Raw genomic sequence first — 18,160 nt, 5'->3', positions numbered from 1 at the left:
GGTCCCCGGCCCGTCACACAGTGGAAAGATAGGGAGAGCATGAAGATTGCGATCTTGGGCCACGGCGTCGTGGGCCGCGGCGTCGACCGTATCGTGACCGAGCGCGTGGAGGGCGTGGAGGTGTCGCGCATCCTCGAGCTGCCCGACCGCCTCACCGACCCCCGCATGACGTCCAACTTCCAGGACATCGTCGACGACCCGGAGATCTCGCTGGTCGTCGAGTGCATGGGCGGCATCGAGCCCGCGCACACCTTCATCATGGACGCCCTCTCGGCGGGCAAGAGCGTGGTCACCTCCAACAAGGCCGTCGTCGCGGAGCACTTTGGCGAGTTCGTGAGCCAGGCCAACTTCTCGCACGCCGGGCTGTACATCGAGGCCACGTGCGGCGGCGGCATCCCTTGGATCGCGAGCATCCTCAAGGCGCGCAGGATCGACGACATCTCGTCCATCTCGGGCATCATGAACGGGACCACCAACTACATCGTGGACGCCATGGTGCGCGAGGGCGCCGACTTCGACGTGGTCCTGGCCGAGGCGCAGCGCCTGGGCTACGCAGAGCGCGACCCGTCCGCCGACATCGACGGCATCGACGTGCGCAACAAGACCATCATCGCCTCGAGCGTGGCGTTTGACACCACGTGCACCGGCTCCATCCCCGTGACCGGCATCCGCACGCTCACCAAGGCGGACCTGGACCTCTTCGAGTCGCGCGGGCTCTCCGTCAAGCTGCTCGGCCGCGCCGTGCAGGGCGACGGGCGCTACGCCGCCGCCGTCGAGCCAGTGGCGGTCCCCCTGAGGTCGCTCGAGGCCAACGTGCCCTCCAACTTCAACCTCTGCACCCTCGTGGGCACCACCGTGGGCGAGCTCAAGTTCTACGGCCAGGGCGCCGGCTCGCTCCCCACGGGCAACGCCATCGTGCAGGACATCCTGGACTTCTCCGAGGGCAGGGTCCCGCACTACGACATCGACACCCCCAAGCAGTACGACCCCACGCTCCTTACGAGCGACTACGTCATCCGCACCAGCTCGTACGTGGAGGACAGCGAGCCCTACGCCGAGGACTTCGAGTTCGTTGGCGGCGACAGGGCGTTCCTGCTCCGCGGGATCACGGCCGAGAAGGCGCACGAGGCGTTCGTGAACGTCCTCGACCAGGATCCAAGCAGCTTCATGGCTGCGATCGCGCGGGAGGACTAGGGCAGCATGATCAAGGTTGCAAAGTTTGGTGGGTCCAGCGTCGCAGACGCAGCCCAGTTCAAGAAGGTGCGCTCCATCGTCAAGGCGGACCCCGACCGTCGGTTCGTGGTCGTCTCCGCCTCTGGAAAGCGGTTCTCGGGTGACAACAAGATCACCGACCTGCTCCTGCTGGTGAACGCGCACATCCAGTACCACGTCGACTGCAGCTCGCTGCTCGAGTCCATCGAGCAGCGCTACGTCCAGATCGCGCAGGAGCTGGGCCTCAAGTACCCCATTGCGGAGAAGTTCGAGGAGTTCTCCTCGGTCATCCAGAGCCTGAGCCCCGAGTACATCGTCTCGCGCGGCGAGTGGTTCACGGGCCAGCTCATGGCCGAGTACCTAGGCCTGCCGTTCCTCGACGCCGCCGACGCCATCGTGTTCCACCACGACGGCACCGTGGACATGGAGCGCACCCAGACCCGCGTGCGCGACGCGGTCGCCCGCCTGGGCTCGTTCGTGCTTCCCGGCTTCTACGGCGCCACCGTGGACGGAACCATCAAGCTGTTCCAGCGCGGCGGCGGTGACATCACGGGCGCCATTCTCGCGCGCTGCATCGACGCCGGCGTGTACGAGAACTGGACGGACGTCTCGGGCTTTCTCGCGGCCGACCCACGCGTGGTCAAGAACCCCCGCTCCATCCACCGCATCACCTTCGACGAGATGCGCGAGCTCTCGTACATGGGCGCGTCCGTCCTGCAGGAGGAGGCCATCTTCCCCGTCCGCGAGGCCAACATCCCCATCCAGATCAAGAACACCAACGACCCCGACGCCAAGGGGACCATCATCCGCGAGACGGCCGAGGAGCACGAGCAGGAGCACCTCATCACCGGCATCGCTGGCAAGCGCGACTTCATGGCCGTGCACGTGCAGAAGGCCCACATGTCCAACCAAGTTGGCTTCCTGCGCCGCGCCCTCTCGGTCTTCGAGCGCTACGGCGTGAGCATCGAGCACATCCCCACGGGCGTCGACTCGTTTGGCGTCGTGGTCAATGGGTCCGACGTCAAGGACAGCATCTACTCCATCGTCAACGACCTGCAGCAGGAGCTCAAGCCCGACAGCATCAACGTGATCGACAGCCTGGCGCTGATCAGCGTGGTCGGCCGCAACATGAGCCGGCGCGCCGGCACCTCGGGCCGCATCTTCGGCTGCCTGGGCGAGGCGGGCATCAACATCCGCATGATCACCCAGAGCTCGCAGGAGATCAGCATCATCGTCGGTGTCAACAACGCCGACTTCGACCGCGCCATCAACGTCATCTACGACAACTTCGTTGCCGGCGAGATGGTCCAGATCCCGACCAAGGCCCTCGCGTAGGCACACGAAACAGGAGGTTTCTCATGAGTGAGAAGGTCGTCGCAATCCTCGGAGCCACCGGTGTCGTCGGCACGCAGATGCTCCAGTGCCTGGAGGAGCGGGACTTCCCCGTCTCGCGCCTCGTCCCGCTGGCAAGCGCCCGCTCCGCGGGCAAGACCCTGACCTTCAGGGGCGAGGAGGTCGCCATTCAGGAGGCCCGCCCCGAGGCGTTCGAGGGGGTCGACATCGTCCTCGGCGCGGCCGGCGACGACATCGCAAAGGCGCTTCTCCCCGAGGCCGCCGCTCGCGGCGCCGTGTGCGTGGACAACAGCCACGCCTTCAGGCTCGATCCCGACGTGCCGCTGGTGGTGCCCGAGATCAACGCGGGCGACATCGCCAACCACCCCCGCAACATCATCGCCAACCCCAACTGCGCCACGATCATCGGCCTGGTGCCCACCTACCCGCTCCACAAGGCCGCCGGGCTTAGGAGGATGATCGTCTCCACCTACCAGGCCGCCTCCGGCGCCGGCATGCCCGGTCTGCGCGAGCTGCAGCGCGAGACCTCGGTCCTGGCAAACGGGGGAGAGATGGGCGACACCTCGCCCTTCGCCTACCAGCTTGCGGCGAACCTCATCCCGCAGATCGGCTCCTTCAAGGACGAGGGCTACACCTCGGAGGAGTGGAAGATGCAGAACGAGGGCCGCAAGATCATGCACCTTCCCGAGGTCCGCGTTAACTGCACCTGCGTGCGCGTCCCCGTCATGCGCTCGCACTCCGAGTCCATTACCTGCGAGTTCGATCGCCCCCTCACGCCCGACCAGGCTCGCGAGATCCTTGCGGCGGCACCCGGGGTCAAGGTCGTGGACGATCCGGCCACGCTGTCGTACCCCATGCCGCTCGACACCAGCGACCAGGACCTGGTCTACGTCGGGCGCATCCGTCGCGACCTCTCGGCGCCGGAAGGAGTCAGCTCCCTCACGTTCTGGTGCTGCGGCGACCAGATCCGCAAGGGTGCCGCCACCAATGCCGTGCAGATTGCCGAGTACCTGGTCTAGGCGAGAGACACGAGGCAAACGCGAAGGGGGCCCGGCTGACGCCGGACCCCCTTCTCTTGTCGCGACCCATCCCGCCGGCTGCCAGCGGCTCAGTCCTCCGCCCTTGCGAGGAAGGCGCGGGTGCGCGGATCGGACGGGTTGCCCAGCACCTCCTCCGGGGTGCCCTCCTCGGCGATCTCGCCGTCGAAGAGGAAGGCCACGCGGTCGCTCACGTCTCGGGCAAAGCCCATCTCGTGGGTCACGATGCCAACGGCCATGCCCCCTCTCGCCAGCTCTCGCACGAGGTCGTGCATCTGGGCTGTCAGACGAGGGTCCAGCGCGCTCGTGGCCTCGTCGAAGTAGATGACCTTGGGGTGCATTGCCAGGGCACGCGCGATGGCGACGCGCTGCTGCTGGCCGCCCGAGAGCTGGCATGGGACCTTGTCGGCGTGTTCCGCCAGGCCTAGCCTCCCCAGCAGCTCGCGGCCCTCGACCTCTGTCTTGGCGCGGTCACGGTGCTGCACGATGATGGGGGCGTCGGTGACGTTCTGGAGCACCGTCCGGTGCGGGAACAGGTTGTAGTCCTGGAACACGATGCCAAAGCGCATGCGCGCCTGGGGGATGGACTCGCGGTCGTACTCGATGCCCGACCCGTCGCTAGCGGGCTTGGCGACCACGACGTCGCCGTAGGCGAGCGTGCCGCCGTCAAAGCGGTCAAGCAGAGTGAGGCAGCGCAGGAGCGTTGACTTGCCCGCGCCCGAGGGGCCGATGATCGAGACGACCTCGCCCTTGTTGATGATCAGGTCGATGCCCCTGAGCACCTGGCGGTCGCCAAACGACTTGGTGGCTCCGTGCACGTACACGGCGGGAAGGCCGGCAAACGACGCGAAGCTCTGGTCGGGACGCGGTATCGAGATCCTCGAACGGTTAGTCATGGTAGTAGGAGAGCCTCCTCTCGGCACGCCTGAGCAGGAACTCTATGACCAGGCAGGTGACCCAGTAGATGAGGGCGGCAAGGGCGAAGGGGACCATGCTCCTCTGCGACGCCACGAGCGCCCTGCTCTGCGTGAACATCTCCGCCAGGCCGATGGAGAACGCCAGCGACGTGTCCTTCACGAGCGTGACGACCTCGTTGCCCATGGCGGGGAGGATGCGCTTCACCACCTGGGGGAGGATCACGTGGAAGAAGGTCTGGGGCGCGCTGTAGCCCAGGACCTCGGCCGCCTCGTACTGCCCGCGCGGCATGCTCTGGATGCCGGAGCGGTATATCTCGGCGAAGTAGGCGGCGTAGTTGAGCACGAACGAGATCATGACCGCCGTGTACATGTAGCCGGAGCCTGTCCTGATGCCAAAGATGTAGAAGGGCGCGAAGAAGACCGCGAACATCTGGAGCATGAGCGGGGTGCCGCGCATTACCGAGATGTACAGGGCCACGAGCCCCGAGAGCGGCTTGAAGCGCGAGAGCCGCCCCAGCGCCAGGATGACGCCCAGGGGAAGCGCCCCCAGGAGCGTCACGAAGAATATCTGCAGGGATACGCCGTACCCCCGCATGAGCATGCCAAGCATCGTGGAGATCTCCACGTCCCACCGCCCCTTGTCAGATTGCGGCCCCGAGGGGCCTGCCTGTCTTGCCCGAGCTGACTACTTCGCCTTAGGCAGGCACCAGAGGTCGTACGAGACGCCCTGGTCGGCGTACTTCTCGCACAGCTCCTTGACCTTGCCCTGCTCGTCGAGCTTCTGGAGGTCTGCCTCGACCTGCTTTGCCAGGGCACGGCCCTCGTCGGTCTTGGCGAAGCCCACTCCAAAGTGCTCGGAGTTGAGTGCCTCGTCCAGGATCGTGTACTTAGAGGTGTCGCTCCCGATGTTGTAGGTTGCCACCGGGTAGTCCACGGCGATGGCATCGACGGACCCGTTCTGGAGCATCATGAAGGCCGTGTTGTAGTCTCCAATGGTCTGGAGCTGGGCAAAGGTCTTGCCAAGCTCCTCCTGGGAGCCGCCGGAGCTCAGCAGGTTGTAGGCGGCGGAGTCAGTTTGGGTGATCACGTTCTTGCCCTTGAGGTCGGCGAGGGACGAGATTCCCGAGTCGCTGCGAACAACCACGACCTGGCGGTTCTCCATGTACGCGTCGGTGAAGGCATAGTCGTCCTCGCGCCCCTCGATGGTGAAGCCGTTCCAGATGCAGGTGATCTGGCCGCTGTTGAGCAAGCCGTCCTTGGCGTCCCACGAGATGGGGTTGGGGGAGTAGGTCCACCCCTCGATGTCGCAGACCGCCTTTGCCAGATCCAGGTCGAAGCCGGTGTAGTTGCCGTCGTCTCCCACGTAACCGTAGGGCGGGAAGTCCTGGTCAAAGCCGATGATGAAGTTGCCATCAAACGCCGCGAGACCAGAGGCGCTGCTGTCGCTCGAAGATGAGTCCTTGCTGGATGAGGAGCCTGGGGTGCTTCCGCAGCCGGTGGAGAGGCCAATCGCTGCGGACGAGAACAGGATTGCGGACGCCTTGAGGAACCCGCGGCGATCGATCGTGAGGCTAGTGCGAGTCATGTCGGAATCTCCACTTCTCCTACGGAGTAGGAATCGAGGGCACTTTAGCGCGATGGAGTAAGTGTATCCCCAGCACTGGGCGCGTTCAAGGTTGGGGGAGCGGGATTATCCGAATCGACTCAAGGGTGTCAACCAGGGTGCCCTTGGGGCAATTGCAGCTGGAGGAATTCCAGAAGTCAAGGAGGGGGGTGGCGCGGCCCACTGCGGGATGGCACTCCCTCGAGAGAGAGGTTCAACGCGCCAGGTGGCAAACGGGTTCCCTGCGGACTCGGTCGCGCGCAGCGAAGAGTCGCCCGCCCATGGGGTTGGGTGGCAGCCAAGTCCCTATATGAGCGCTTTTCCGCGGGAGGGGAGCCCGCGCGGGCCAGACCCACTTGACGATCCCCCAGGTGGGGGGCTCGCACGAGGCGGCAGTCTACCGACACGTGGCGACAGCCTCCCGATGTGAGTGCACATATCGGGAAGTTGCTGCCGCTCGGAAGGAATCGGCGGGCCTAATGGCAAGAGACTCCCCTTATGAGTACTCACTTCGGGAGTTTGCCGCAAAAGATTAATGTTTGATGCAATCAAACTGGGGGTGGCGCTCGGTCGACCGACTGCTCTGGCAGTGGGGGACCGAAATGTGTGCTCACAACGGGAGTTTCTTGCCAACCGGGCTGTCGAAGCAGGATTCAGCCGACGCCTCGCGCAATCCTCGGAATGAGCAGCGCTCGAAGGGGTGAACGACGAGGGCCTGTCTCGTGGAAGGGCGGGCTGTGCGAGAGGGGAACGACCCCCCAATTCCTTGGCTATCGATTCCCTGACATGAGCGTAATGGTTTCAATCCAATCTGAATATCATTCCGATTGGCGGCAGGCTTTTCGGACGAGCTCCCACATCAAGGAGTTTGCTACCGGGGCTGACCACGGGGCAGGGGGCAAACCCATCTCCGTTCTCAGGCTTGATCTGTCGGGGACTTGTGGCCCCCCAGGGTTTCAGCCCTTCCCGGTTGGAGGAGACAGCCGGTCTTGATGAACGAGTCAGCCCCTCCCGCGATTACCCATGGAGACGGGGAGGACGCAACCAGGCACCTCACGTCACGAATGTCACGACGGTGCGGGTTGGCTGCCCAGGAGTCGTGGAGCTGCAAGTCACGAGCGTGAGCGCCCTCTGGGCGGTTGCGACCCATGTCTGGGCGTCTCCCGCGACGGCTGTGGACGAGGCGACTCTCGATCGGAGCCACTCCCGCAGCTCACCCTCGTCGGAAAAGTATGTACGTTGCACCTCCTCGTCATCGCTTCCCACGACGGATGCGCAGAGCGGGTGGAACGACGTCGCCCCGACCGAAGTCGTCCATCGTGCGCCCCCTGCAAGCACATCCACGAACTCCCCCTGCTCGTGGCAGGTCCTGAGGGGAGAGAACATTGCTCCCGTCCCGGCAAGGTTGTGTCCGTACACCACCACGTGGGTGTTGTCCGGGCTAGACTCGCATGGCATGAAGGGGGCGCCTGCGGGGGAGGGCAAGCCCCCCGCGGAGTGCGTGAGGTAGTAACCCGGGTCCTCGGGAGTAGGCCGCATGACGGGAAGGTCGATTCCTGCCCCCGGGACCTCGAGCCAGGCAACCGCGTTGGGGCACGTCTCGCTCACCCGCTGCCAGGACACTCCCGCCGAGGCGCCCGGGGTCGATGCTCCTGGCTCGCGGACCACCCGCGCCCGAGCTAGACCAACAGGGATTTCGCAGAGCTGAGGCGTGACGAGTGTTGCTCCCGCCGCGAGCATGCAGAGGCCGACGCACACCAGGATGCCCCCGAGCACTGTCCGTATGGGCGGAACCCGATTCGGACGTCGCCCCCATTTCCGGTTTCGCCTCTTCCTGTGGTGAGCGCGTCCTCTTCTCTTCAGCTTCATGAAACGTCCTCCACACGAGTTGCTGAACAGCGACTGCGCAGGTAGGAGTGCCCGTTATGGTTGTCTTCCCCAGAAGTTGCAGTCGGATTGCAGAAAATTTTGAATTCTCGCTTGCAAGACCCAGGGGTTTTGGGCATTATAGACAAGCGCGTTGCGGGTGGGCCAAATGGTGGGTGTAGCTCAGTTGGCAGAGCGACGGACCGTGGCTCCGTAGGTCGAGGGTTCGAGCCCCTCTACCCACCCCATTTACAACCGTATATGGGTCGTTAGCTCAGTTGGTAGAGCAGGGGACTCTTAATCCCAAGGTCGAGGGTTCGACCCCCTCACGACCCACCATGTGCACTCAAGACCGGCGAGAACCTCGTCGGTTTCTTTTTGGGTCGTTAGCTCAGTTGGTAGAGCAGGGGACTCTTAATCCCAAGGTCGAGGGTTCGACCCCCTCACGACCCACCACGTGAAGCCAAGGCCGGCGAGGAGACTCGCCGGCCTTTTTTATAGGCTTCCACCTCGCGCCAAGCACACCCAGGAGTATCCGGGCTGTCGCTACGTTTCTCTCCCCGTGAGCATTCCCAGCGCCATCGTCGCCGCTCCGCAGCCCATGAGGATGATGGCGTCCGGACCAACGCCCGTTTGGGGCATTCGCCTAGCACTGGACCCTCCTCCGCGGGCGGGCTTTCCCTCCTTTTCCGTCTCGACCTTCTCCTCCTGCTCACTGCCAGAAATGTTCAGCGCCGTGTCTCCGTGCGACTCCCCCTCCGCATGTGCCGTCACGGCGGGGGAGAGCGCCAGCGCCATCGCCGACGCCAGCGCCACGGCGCAGACGGACTCGTCCCTTCTCATCTCACGAGCTCCCCTCTGATCCGGAACCCACTGCAAAGGTCCACTTGACCGTGCCGACCGGTGCCTCCCTCACGTACGAGGAGAGGTCGCCCATCTTGCCCCGCAGGTCGTTGAGGAACAGGTCGGAGCTCGCCCCAAGGGTCCAGTCCGCCGGCCTCTCGGGGCTGCATCCGCCCTCCGAGTAGGTGGCCAGGCTCACGGGGGTTCCCGTGCCGGGCGTCATGCTCAGCTCGATCTGCCCCAGGTCGGGCTCTCCCGCCGTGAGGCTCAGGCCCTCCTCCGCCACTGTCTCGATCCTGCTCACGTGGATCGGCATCTCGCTGCGGTTCTCGATGGCAACCATGTCGTTTTCCGGTCCGCTCAGCGTTCCATCGGACGAGGCCACGTAGCCAATGGAGACGGGCACCACGACGTCGATCTGTCGCGGCTCCCATTGTGCGTAGAGCGTCACCGTCTCACCGTTCTTCTCCGTCAGGTTCTTGACCGTGTCCCCAAGGTCATAGCGCGTCCCCGTGCCGTCGGCCTTGGTGTTCCACCCCGCGAGCACGTGCGTCTGGCGCGTGAAGCCGTCCTTTGGCAGCTGCAGGTCCTCGCCGTACGTCGCCTCGAGGTCGTCGACCTTGCCCCTTACGTCGCTCGCGTTGGGGTCGAACTTGACCTGGTAAGTGTTCGTGTCCCATTCCGCCGTGAGGCGGACGTCCTTGGTTCCCATCGTGATGGTGGTTCCGTCGAACATCGCGTCCCTTTGGTTGCACTTCCATTTCGTGAAGGTGTGGCCAGCCCACATGGGCTGCTCGAGCTTGTACGTCTCGGCGTCACCGAGTTTGATGGCGCTGGGCTCGGTCGATCCCATCCAGCTTCCGCCGTTTGGGTCCACGGTCAGCGTGTGGAAGCCGACGGCCCAGATCGCCTGCAACGTGATCACCTCCCCGTCTCCCTCGCAGAGCCCCTGGACCTGCTTCTGGTCCGAGAGCCGGATGCCGCTACCCTTCCTCTGCCAGCCGAGGAACTTGTAGCCCTTCTTCCTGAACTCGTTTGCCGGGAGCCTTCGCGACTCCGTGTACCTGAGGGTCATCGGCGCCATGCTGCCCGAGTCGGCGCCGTTGCCCTCGAACCTGATCGTGTACGAGTGCTCCCGGTAGCGGGCGACCACCTCGGTGTCCCTGAGGATGGGCTGGTAGTCACCCACCCATCTCTCGAATGTGTGCCCCTTCTCCTCGGGAGGCTTGGGCGGCCTGGCATCCGAGTGGTACTGGACCTTCTGCTTCTCGATTAGCCTGCCGGTAAGGCCGCTCTTGAAGGTCACGTCGTGCTCGTTGACGAAGAGGCGCAGGCGCAGGCCGTCCACCGCGGCCCCGTTGTGGGTTGCCGGTCCGCCGTTCACGGCCTTGCCCTGGGTGTCGTTTCCGTCCTTGTCCCTCTGGTTGAGCCCGTGGACGTTGTAGAGGAGCCGGTAGTGGTCCGTGATGGGGCCGGTGAGCCTGAGGATGACGCCGGTCGCCCATCCCCTCTTGTCTCCCTTGCTCCCCGAGACCTCTCCGTTGCTCTTCCACTCGCTCGTGGACCCGTCGCGGTACTGGAGCTTGTACTCGATCTTCCCGTCGGACTCCGACCCTCCCGTCAGCTTGATTCTGATCGCATTGAGGCCTGCGTTCGCGCAGTCGAACACGTCCCCGACCTTCTCCTTCACGTCCTTTGTGAGCGCGGAGAACTCGGGGCCGCCCTGGTTGTTGTTCGTGACGGGGTTCTTGAATCCCGTCCAGCCGCTGTGTCCCTTGGCGTCGGAGTAGAACAGGTCGTAGGAGATTGTGGGGTGTCGGAACTCCTCGGCGACGCGCCCGACCGTGTCGCCCACTGCCCGAATCGCGGAAGCGACGATGCCGCTGTGACCGTCCGTCTCATCGCTTTGGTTCTCGTCCCGTGTCCCCTCTGTCTTTTCGGATTCGGACCTCCCGCGCTCCTTCACCTTGGCTTGCTCCCTCTCCTTGGGAGGCTCCTGCTGCGTCGTTGCTCCGTTCCCCTTTGCTTTTGCCTTCTCCCGAGTCTCCTCTGCCTTTTGCTCCGGTTTCGGTCCCGGCTGCTCCGTTGGGGGAGAGGTACGCCCAGGCTCATCCCCGCCGGCCCCCTCCGTTGGCTCCGCGGGTTTCTCGGCTTCGTCTTCAGTCTCCGGCTCGACCTCGGCATCCTGGGAAGCAGAGGGTGCCTCGTCCTCGTCCGTCGCCTCGTCCGCCTCGGTTTCCTCCTCGGGAACGCCCCATGCCTCGAGGGTCACCGTCCCGTTGGGGGAGAGGCCGAGAAGCTCCAGTCCCTCGCCCTCAGAGACGGTTCCGTTGGCATCCCGGTCCCAGCGGGCGAGCGTCCCGTCCAGCGTTGCGTCCGCGGGGATGACCACGCCGCCGGCCTCCCTTGCCGTCCATCCCTGGAGGGCCAGGCCCCTCTCGCTCGCAGCCGAGGTCCCCGCGAGCGGAGCGGACGTCCCCTCCCTCGAGTCCTGGGTCGCGAGCGTCTGGCCCTGGGAGTCCACGTACAGGAGGCGCACCTGCCCCGCATCCCCCTCCTGAGTCGCCCCGACCCCGGCGCACGCTGCGGCGGCAGGGGCGCATCCCGCGGCAATGGTCGCCGAGACGGCGCATGCAGCCGCCACTCGCGCGGGCTCGGCTAGCCTCGCACGGCCCCACCAGCGGCGTCTCCTCCTTCTCCTTGGGTTCATGTCAGGCGCCGCCTCCCCCGTTGGCAGCCTTCGCCAGGCCCGGCCTGACCGTCCAGTGGATCTGGCCCACCTGCGTCTCCCTGGCGGGGTCGAGCTTGCCAAACCCCGAGATCCTTCCTCCCAGCTTGTTGAGATAGAGCTTGTTCACCGAGTCCGTCTCCCGCTTCTTCCCGTCCTGCTGTGGGGAGCGGGCGATGTCCCACGCTCCCTCCTTGAGGGCGCCCCCGTCGCCCGTGTAGCCGCCGAGGTCGATCGCGTCGCCCCTGGAGTTGGTGAGTCCCAGGTGGATGACGTCGGCCTCGCCCTTGGCCTCCGCCGCGCGCTCCTCCTCCGCAGTCGTGATGCGCGTGCCCTCCGAGCTCGTGACCTTGGCGCTCGCAACGTGCACCGGCATCGTGGAGTTGTTGGAGAACTTGACCACGCCGTCCCCTGGCCCCTTCAGCTCTCCGTCGGACTTGGCCACGAAGTCGATCTTCACGGGGATGGTGACGCGCACCTGGTCGAGCTCTTTGTTCTCGCCCTCCGGCGTGGTGAGGTCGGTGCCGTCGGCGCGTACCATCAGCTGCGTCTGGCCGTACGACTCGCCTGGCTTGCCCTCGGTGCCGTGTGGCGTCTCCGCCATCGCCGCCACGGGGCTCGCGGCCAGCGCCACGCCGAGTCCCGCTGCGACCACCCTTGCCGCCATGGAATCTGGTCTGTGCACGAACATTGCCTCTCCCTTCGCGTCGTCGCCCGGCACCGATGCCGGGTCGCTACTTGGCCACGCAGCTGATGGGAACCTCGGCTGCGCAGGATGCCCCAAAGGCGTCGTGGCCCAACAGCTCTCCCTGGTTTGAGACGAGCGAGCGATGCCGCTCGTAGCCTTGAAACTCCACGATCGCGTCGTGCCTGCCCAGCTCGAGCGGGTGCGCGAGCTCGATGGTCTCGATCGTCTGGCCCGGTGCCAGGGCCCCGCTCTGGTACAGGATGTCGTCGGGCCTCTCGCGGGTGTAGATGCGCACCCGCTGGTCCACGTGGTTTGATGCGGGGTTCTCCAGGCGCGCTTCCACCGTGGTCTCGCCCTCGCGCACCCTCATTGCCGCCGCGCAGCTGATCTCCATGGAGGAGGAGTCCACCTTGCCCTTGCCCTCCCTCGTGACCTCCGGGCGCACGAGCCCCTCGTACGAGCCCTCCGTGGCCAGTGGGTCCTCCCACCCGCCGAGCAGCGCCGCCATGCCCCAGCCAACGCCCAGCACGGCGACCGCCGTGAGGGCGAGGACGCATGCCCGTCTCCGCGTGAGCCACGTGGAGCGTGGGACCTCCGGGCGCCTCACGTGCCCACCCCACAGGCCAGACGTCCCCTCTGCACGTGCATGCGACCATCACCTCCGCTCGTCTGGAACCGGCACTGATACCATGGTGGGCGAGCGACGGGCGTGCTCCGGCAGCCCAAAAATATTTCCCGCACGGGGATTGTGCATAGGTTGCGAAAACCTGCAGGTACGATGTGGCGGACTTTGCAAGTGACCAGCCCGACTTCTGGGAGGTGCCCGCCAGTTCCCCTGCGGGGGCAGGTGAGAGGGGACGGCATGGCGGCAGTTGGGGAATCCGATGGCATCAAGGCGATCCGGGAGCTCCTCCGTGACGACGGGGGTCTCAGAGAGGTGCCCACGGGGGCGGCCACGCACTGGATGGGGCGGGTCTTCGAGGCCCAGACCGTGGGCGTGAGGCTCCCCGACGGGACGGAGGGGGAGCGCGAGATTGCCTGGCACCACGGCGGTTGCGGCGTCTGTGCCGTCATCGATGGCCGCATGTGCCTGGTGAGGCAGTACCGCCTCGCCATGGGTGCGGTGACGCTCGAGATTCCCGCGGGGAGACGCGAGGAGGGGGAGAGCCCCGAGGACTGTGCGGCGCGCGAGCTGGGGGAGGAGACTGGCCTCGTCGCCGAGCGCCTCGAGCTCGTTGCGCGCGCGGCGGGGTCGCCGGGTTTCACCAGCGAGACGACGTGCATCTACCTGGCCCATGGCCTCTCTCCCCACGCGGCGCATCCTGACGAGGGCGAGCTCGTGGACGTGCACTGGATACCCGTGAGGGACGTGGTCGAGGCCATACTCGAGGGTCTGATCTGCGACTCCAAGACCATCATCGCGGCGCAGGCGGCACTCATCCGCGGCCTGGCGTGACGCGGGCAGCATTCCACCGCGGCTCACCCCCCCCCAAACGACGGGGGGCGAGGTTCTCCGCTGGACTATCATCTGGCTGAAAGTCCATCGACGAAAGGAACGCGCATGATCGACATGGGCGGAGGGTTCATCAAGGACCCCAAGTTCCACGACGACGACCTCATATTCACCGAGCCCATCTTTCACGAGAAGATCTGGGGTGGCAGGAGACTCCAGACCGACTTTGGCTACGACATCCCCGACGGCCCCATTGGCGAGTGCTGGGCGATAAGCGCTCACCCCAACGGCGACTGCACCGTGACGTCCGGCCAGTACCATGGCCTGACGCTCTCGTTCCTCTGGAAGCATCACCACGAGCTCTTTGGCAAGGCGGGGGGCGACCGTTTCCCGCTGCTCATCAAGATCCTCGATGCCGAGGGGGACCTGTCCATCCAGGTCCACCCGGACGACGAGTACGCCCGCGTCCACGAGAACGGCTCGCTGGGCAAGTGCGAGTGCTGGTACGTGCTGCATGCGGAGCCAGGCGCGACCATCGTTGTTGGGCAGCACGCCCATGACCGCGAGGAGTTTGCCCGGATGGTGGAGAGGGGCGAGTGGGACAGGCTCCTCAACGTGATCCCCGTCCACACCGGCGACTTCTTCCAGATCAACCCCGGGACCCTGCACGCCATCAGGGGCGGCACCACGGTGCTCGAGACCCAGCAGAGCTCGGACGTGACCTATCGCGTGTACGACTACGACCGCGTGCAGGCGGACGGCACCAAGCGCGAGCTGCACCTTGTCCAGAGTCTGGACGTCGTCGACTACGCTGCCAAGCCCCTCTCGACCGGAGCGGTGATCGCGCCCGAGGTCGACGGCATCACGCGTCTGGAGTCGTGCCCCCGCTACGTGGTTGACCGCGTGCGCGTCGAGGGTTCGCGCGACCTCCCCACGCCGTACGACTTCGCCTGCGTGAGCGTGATCGAGGGCGAGGGCACCGCCGCCGGGGTACCCGTGACTAAGGGGAGCCACTTCGTGGTGCCTGCCGCCAGGGAGACGCTTCCCCTGGAGGGAGCCATGACGCTGGTGGTGTCGCACGTGCCCCGCGAGGGCTAGGCATGCAAAGGGGGTCGGACCAGGTGGCCCGACCCCCGTCGTGTGCTGGTGCGCCCTAGGCGATTCGAACGCCTGACCGGCGGTTTAGAAGACCGATGCTCTATCCAGCTGAGCTAAGGGCGCTTGCGAGAGAGATGGTATCACGAGCCGGCCGCCGGTGCGAGGGCTCTTGCCGCGGGCGTTGGGGGCAGCATCATGCGCACGGGGGCGTGCCTGGAAAATGAATGAAACTGGTGGCCCGTCCGCGAATTATACCCATCGGTGATTCACAGGGCCGTTTGAGGACCGATGCGCGTATTTTTCGTTATCATGTGAGTGCATATTTGGGCGAGAGGAGCTCGAGTTGATTTATACCGTCACGTTGAACCCTGCCATCGACTACGTCATGCATCCCCTGACGCTCGACATGGGCTTCACCAACCGTTCGTCGAGCGAGGAAATCTACTGTGGTGGGAACGGCATCAACGTCTCCACCCTCCTCAACGAGCTCAAGGTGCTCAATGTTGCCTTTGGCATCGCCGCGGGCTTCACGGGGGAGTACCTGATCAACACGCTCCAGAAGTCGGGGATCTCGTCCAACTTCGTGATGCTTGACCACGGGTTCACCCGCATCAACGTCAAGCTCAACGGCATTGTCATGACCATGGTCAACGGCATGGGTCCCAAGATTCCCGAGAAGAAGGTTGACGAGCTCCTCGAGCGCATCGACTGCATCCAGCCGGGTGATACCCTCGTCCTCACCGGCTCGATTCCCAAGTCGCTGCCCGAGAACATGTACGACATCATCATGAAGCGCCTCGCCGGCCGCGGCATCCGCTTTGTCGTCGACGCCCCCGGCCAGCTCCTCATGGAGGCACTGGCTGCCAAGCCGTTCCTCATCAAGCCCAACAACCACGAGGTCGGCAGAATCTTCGACGCCCGACCCGAGACCCCGGAGGAGTGCATCCCCTTCGCGGAGAAGCTCCACGAGCGTGGCGCCCAGAACGTCATCGTCTCGTGCGGTAGCCACGGCGCGCTCCTGTACGACAACGACTGCCAGGTCCATACCGTCCCCACCGCAAAGATCAAGCTCGTCAACGCAACCGGCGCGGGCGACTCCATGGTCGCTGGCTTCGTGGCCAAGTGCCAGGAGGGGGCAGACTACGAGACCGCCCTCCGCTTCGCGTCCGCATGTGGCACGGCGACGGCGGCGAGCAGGGGCATCGCCAAGCGCGCGACCATCGACAAGGTGTACGCGCGTCTCAACAAGATCATCGAGGAGCAGTCCAACTAGGCTTTTCCCGGGGTATAGCGTCGCCCCGTCCCTTCGTAAGGCTTTACCCAAGCGCAGTGCTTGTTACAAGAGGAGGAATCTATGTTCAAGGGTATCAATGCGTCTGATGGCTACGGCATCGGCGTCGCCCAGGTCGCGGTGGCCCCAGACCTTTCGTTCACCCCCAGGGTCCCCGAGAACGCCGAGGAGGAGAAGGCGCGCTACGCCGCCGCCCTCGACAAGTTCGTGGCGCAGACCAACGCGCAGATCGAGCGCATGAAGAAGACCGTGGGCGAGGACGCGGCCGAGATCATGGGTGCCCACATTGAGTTTGCCGAGGATGACGGCATCAAGGACATGGTCAACGGCTCCATCGACTCGGGCATGTGCGCCGAGCAGGCCGTGAGCGAGGCGTACGACACCTACTACACGATGTTCTCCCAGATGGAGGACGAGCTCTTCCGCGAGCGCGCCGCAGACGTCGCCGACGTCAAGACCGGCCTTCTCGCCGACCTTCTGGGCAAGGAGGTCGTGGACCTCTCCACGCTGCCCGAGAACTCCATCGTCGTGGTCCACGAGCTCACCCCCTCGATGACCGCCGACATCGACAAGGAGAACGTTGCAGGCATCGTCACCGAAACCGGCGGCAGGACCTCGCACTCCGCGATCATCGCTCGTGCGCTCGAGATTCCCGCGGTCCTCTCCGTCGCCGACGCCACCAAGAACATCAAGACCGGCGACATGGTCGTGGTGGATGGCACCAACGGCAAGGTCATCGCCAACCCCGACGACCACGACCTTGAGCACTATCGCGCCAAGGCAAAGGTGTACGCAGAGGAGAAGCAGGCTCTCGAGGCGTATCGTGGCAAGGAGACCGTGACGGGCGATGGGGAGAAGAAGCTCCTCGTTGCCAACATCGGCAACCCCGACGACGCCAACAACGCCGCCGAGCATGACGCCGAGGGCATCGGCCTCTTCCGCTCCGAGTTCTTGTTCATGGATGCCAAGGAGCTCCCCTCCGAGGACGAGCAGTTTGCCGCGTACCAGAAGGTCGCGCTGCGTATGAAGGACCAGCCGGTCATCATCCGCACTCTCGACGTGGGTGGCGACAAGGAGATCCCGTACCTTAACCTCCAGAAGGAGGACAACCCCTTCATGGGGTTCCGCGCCATCCGCTACTGCCTCAACAACCCCGAGCAGTACAAGGTGCAATTGACCGCGCTCCTGCGCGCCTCCGCCTTTGGTGACATCAAGATCATGCTGCCGCTCGTGACCAACCTCGACGAGGTGCGCCAGGCCAAGCAGCTCATTGAGGAGTGCAAGGCCGACCTCGATGCCCGCGGCGTCGAGTACAACAAGGACATTCAGGTGGGCACCATGATCGAGACGCCCGCCGCCTCGCTCATTGCCGACGACCTCGCCGCCGAGTGCGACTTCTTCTCCATCGGCACCAACGACCTCATTGGCTACACCATGTGCGCCGACCGCGGCAACGACCGCGTCGCCTACCTGTACCAGGTGTACCAGCCTGCCGTCCTGAGGTCGCTCAAGCGCATCATCTCCGAGGGCAACAAGGCCGGCATCATGGTCGGCATGTGCGGAGAGGCCGCGGCTGACCCGCTGCTCATCCCCGTCCTGCTGTCCTTCGGCTTGGAGGAGTTCTCCGTCTCCGCCCCGTCCATCCTGCGCACGCGCCGCATCATCTCGCAGTGGACCAAGGAGGAGGCAGACGCCCTCACCGAGAAGGTCATGGCACTCAAGACCGCGACCGAGGTCAAGGCCATGCTGCAGGCTGCCGTGAAGTAGGGTTGCGCCACAAGCGAGGGAGAGGGGGCGTCCCAGCGGGGCGCCCTTTTTTCTGGGACTGCGGGCGGGTTCGCCGGGGGGCGTGCCCTCCTTCCGCCCGCAGGCAATCTGCCCGGCTCCGCTCAAAAGGACTCAGAGAAGGGGGCATAGGCTGATCTCGGTCTGGGAGAGAACCTCCGCAGTCCAAGGGAACCTTGGTCTCTACGGCCTTTGGGTTGTGGCCGCGACCCTCAGGCGAGTTGGGACGAAGTTGGGGGTGGCTAAGAGGGGGCGAGGAGTCAGGTCGACCGGGCTTCGGAGCTGG

At 65.1% G+C, this 18,160-nt stretch carries 15 protein-coding genes and 4 tRNA genes; 10 read left to right on the top strand and 9 right to left on the bottom strand.

All coding sequences use genetic code 11. The features are described from left to right. Positions 1-39: 39 nt before the first annotated feature. From FYJ68_RS03570 to FYJ68_RS03560, 3 genes are read left to right on the top strand one after another with little or no spacing between them, the layout of a single operon-like run. Positions 40-1,194 carry a homoserine dehydrogenase gene (locus FYJ68_RS03570; RefSeq protein ID WP_154434034.1) on the top strand — a complete coding sequence of 385 codons (1,155 nt, stop codon included), beginning with the start codon at positions 40-42 and terminating at the stop codon, positions 1,192-1,194. A gap of 6 nt (positions 1,195-1,200) precedes the next feature. Next, on the top strand, positions 1,201-2,547 hold the full coding sequence (locus FYJ68_RS03565) for an aspartate kinase (RefSeq protein WP_154434032.1): 1,347 nt from the start codon (positions 1,201-1,203) through the stop codon (positions 2,545-2,547). A 23-nt stretch (positions 2,548-2,570) separates the two neighbouring features. Beyond that, positions 2,571-3,584: an aspartate-semialdehyde dehydrogenase gene (locus tag FYJ68_RS03560; protein WP_154434030.1), complete on the top strand. Its 1,014-nt coding sequence runs from the start codon at positions 2,571-2,573 to the stop codon at positions 3,582-3,584. A gap of 89 nt (positions 3,585-3,673) precedes the next feature. Here FYJ68_RS03560 and FYJ68_RS03555 read toward each other — a convergent pair whose 3' ends face one another. The 4 genes from FYJ68_RS03555 to FYJ68_RS03540 all read right to left on the bottom strand — a co-directional run bounded on the left by FYJ68_RS03555 (position 3,674) and on the right by FYJ68_RS03540 (position 7,745). Continuing rightward, positions 3,674-4,498: an amino acid ABC transporter ATP-binding protein gene (locus tag FYJ68_RS03555; RefSeq protein WP_154434028.1), complete on the bottom strand. Its 825-nt coding sequence runs from the start codon at positions 4,496-4,498 to the stop codon at positions 3,674-3,676. Further along, positions 4,491-5,144 (bottom strand): amino acid ABC transporter permease, encoded by a 654-nt coding sequence (locus FYJ68_RS03550; protein ID WP_326832208.1) that lies wholly within the window; start codon positions 5,142-5,144, stop codon positions 4,491-4,493. The genes FYJ68_RS03555 and FYJ68_RS03550 overlap by 8 nt, the downstream gene beginning before the upstream one ends. Before the next feature lie 60 nt (positions 5,145-5,204). After that, complete coding sequence (locus FYJ68_RS03545) at positions 5,205-6,104, bottom strand: transporter substrate-binding domain-containing protein (protein WP_154434026.1); 900 nt, start codon at positions 6,102-6,104, stop codon at positions 5,205-5,207. A gap of 1,071 nt (positions 6,105-7,175) precedes the next feature. Continuing rightward, positions 7,176-7,745, bottom strand: a complete 570-nt coding sequence (locus FYJ68_RS03540; RefSeq protein WP_326832207.1) for a class B sortase — start codon at positions 7,743-7,745, stop codon at positions 7,176-7,178. A gap of 415 nt (positions 7,746-8,160) precedes the next feature. Here FYJ68_RS03540 and FYJ68_RS03535 point away from each other — a divergent pair. The 3 genes from FYJ68_RS03535 to FYJ68_RS03525 all read left to right on the top strand — a co-directional run bounded on the left by FYJ68_RS03535 (position 8,161) and on the right by FYJ68_RS03525 (position 8,444). Then, positions 8,161-8,236 (top strand) — tRNA-His (locus tag FYJ68_RS03535). A 15-nt stretch (positions 8,237-8,251) separates the two neighbouring features. Beyond that, a tRNA-Lys gene (locus FYJ68_RS03530) sits at positions 8,252-8,327 on the top strand. Positions 8,328-8,368: 41 nt separating this feature from the next. Next, positions 8,369-8,444: transfer RNA gene (locus FYJ68_RS03525), tRNA-Lys, on the top strand. Positions 8,445-8,534: 90 nt separating this feature from the next. On the opposite strand, the gene FYJ68_RS03520 is transcribed toward FYJ68_RS03525, so the two are convergent. From FYJ68_RS03520 to FYJ68_RS03505, 4 genes are read right to left on the bottom strand one after another with little or no spacing between them, the layout of a single operon-like run. Next, complete coding sequence (locus FYJ68_RS03520) at positions 8,535-8,831, bottom strand: hypothetical protein (RefSeq protein ID WP_154434022.1); 297 nt, start codon at positions 8,829-8,831, stop codon at positions 8,535-8,537. 1 nt (position 8,832) lies between these two features. Beyond that, positions 8,833-11,541 carry an InlB B-repeat-containing protein gene (locus FYJ68_RS03515; protein WP_154434020.1) on the bottom strand — a complete coding sequence of 903 codons (2,709 nt, stop codon included), beginning with the start codon at positions 11,539-11,541 and terminating at the stop codon, positions 8,833-8,835. 1 nt (position 11,542) lies between these two features. Then, a complete protein-coding gene (locus FYJ68_RS03510) occupies positions 11,543-12,250 on the bottom strand; it encodes a hypothetical protein (RefSeq protein WP_154434018.1) in 708 nt (235 codons plus the stop codon). A 43-nt stretch (positions 12,251-12,293) separates the two neighbouring features. Further along, the gene (locus tag FYJ68_RS03505) at positions 12,294-12,854 is read right to left on the bottom strand and encodes a hypothetical protein (protein ID WP_154434016.1); all 561 of its coding nucleotides are present in this window, start codon (positions 12,852-12,854) and stop codon (positions 12,294-12,296) included. 255 nt (positions 12,855-13,109) lie between these two features. On the opposite strand from FYJ68_RS03505, the gene FYJ68_RS03500 reads away from it, so the two are divergent. Together FYJ68_RS03500 and FYJ68_RS03495 are read left to right on the top strand one after the other, a co-directional pair. Next, complete coding sequence (locus FYJ68_RS03500) at positions 13,110-13,703, top strand: NUDIX hydrolase (protein WP_154434014.1); 594 nt, start codon at positions 13,110-13,112, stop codon at positions 13,701-13,703. Between the two features lie 105 nt (positions 13,704-13,808). Then, a complete protein-coding gene (locus tag FYJ68_RS03495) occupies positions 13,809-14,798 on the top strand; it encodes a type I phosphomannose isomerase catalytic subunit (protein WP_154434012.1) in 990 nt (329 codons plus the stop codon). Positions 14,799-14,844: 46 nt separating this feature from the next. Here FYJ68_RS03495 and FYJ68_RS03490 read toward each other — a convergent pair. Continuing rightward, positions 14,845-14,921 (bottom strand) — tRNA-Arg (locus FYJ68_RS03490). Positions 14,922-15,141: 220 nt separating this feature from the next. On the opposite strand from FYJ68_RS03490, the gene pfkB reads away from it, so the two are divergent. Both pfkB and ptsP read left to right on the top strand, forming a co-directional pair. Continuing rightward, entirely contained in the window at positions 15,142-16,071 is a 930-nt protein-coding gene (pfkB, locus tag FYJ68_RS03485) for a 1-phosphofructokinase (protein WP_154434010.1), read from the top strand. An 81-nt stretch (positions 16,072-16,152) separates the two neighbouring features. Further along, the gene (gene ptsP / locus FYJ68_RS03480; protein WP_154434008.1) at positions 16,153-17,856 is read left to right on the top strand and encodes a phosphoenolpyruvate--protein phosphotransferase; all 1,704 of its coding nucleotides are present in this window, start codon (positions 16,153-16,155) and stop codon (positions 17,854-17,856) included. Positions 17,857-18,160: the final 304 nt, after the last annotated feature.

This window comes from Olsenella porci (assembly GCF_009695875.1).
GTDB classification, from domain to species: Bacteria; Actinomycetota; Coriobacteriia; order Coriobacteriales; family Atopobiaceae; genus Olsenella_H; species Olsenella_H porci.
This window is presented reverse-complemented; position numbering and strand designations above follow the sequence as displayed.

Bases quoted from the DNA above. Each gene is read 5' to 3' on its own strand.
- FYJ68_RS03555 (WP_154434028.1), bottom strand. From the start codon at position 4,498: ATGACTAACCGTTCGAGGATCTCGATACCGCGTCCCGACCAGAGCTTC.
- FYJ68_RS03560 (WP_154434030.1), top strand. From the start codon at position 2,571: ATGAGTGAGAAGGTCGTCGCAATCCTCGGAGCCACCGGTGTCGTCGGC.
- ptsP (WP_154434008.1), top strand. From the start codon at position 16,153: ATGTTCAAGGGTATCAATGCGTCTGATGGCTACGGCATCGGCGTCGCC.
- FYJ68_RS03495 (WP_154434012.1), top strand. From the start codon at position 13,809: ATGATCGACATGGGCGGAGGGTTCATCAAGGACCCCAAGTTCCACGAC.
- FYJ68_RS03565 (WP_154434032.1), top strand. From the start codon at position 1,201: ATGATCAAGGTTGCAAAGTTTGGTGGGTCCAGCGTCGCAGACGCAGCC.
- FYJ68_RS03510 (WP_154434018.1), bottom strand. From the start codon at position 12,250: ATGTTCGTGCACAGACCAGATTCCATGGCGGCAAGGGTGGTCGCAGCG.
- FYJ68_RS03500 (WP_154434014.1), top strand. From the start codon at position 13,110: ATGGCGGCAGTTGGGGAATCCGATGGCATCAAGGCGATCCGGGAGCTC.
- FYJ68_RS03545 (WP_154434026.1), bottom strand. From the start codon at position 6,104: ATGACTCGCACTAGCCTCACGATCGATCGCCGCGGGTTCCTCAAGGCG.
- FYJ68_RS03570 (WP_154434034.1), top strand. From the start codon at position 40: ATGAAGATTGCGATCTTGGGCCACGGCGTCGTGGGCCGCGGCGTCGAC.
- FYJ68_RS03520 (WP_154434022.1), bottom strand. From the start codon at position 8,831: ATGAGAAGGGACGAGTCCGTCTGCGCCGTGGCGCTGGCGTCGGCGATG.
- FYJ68_RS03515 (WP_154434020.1), bottom strand. From the start codon at position 11,541: ATGAACCCAAGGAGAAGGAGGAGACGCCGCTGGTGGGGCCGTGCGAGG.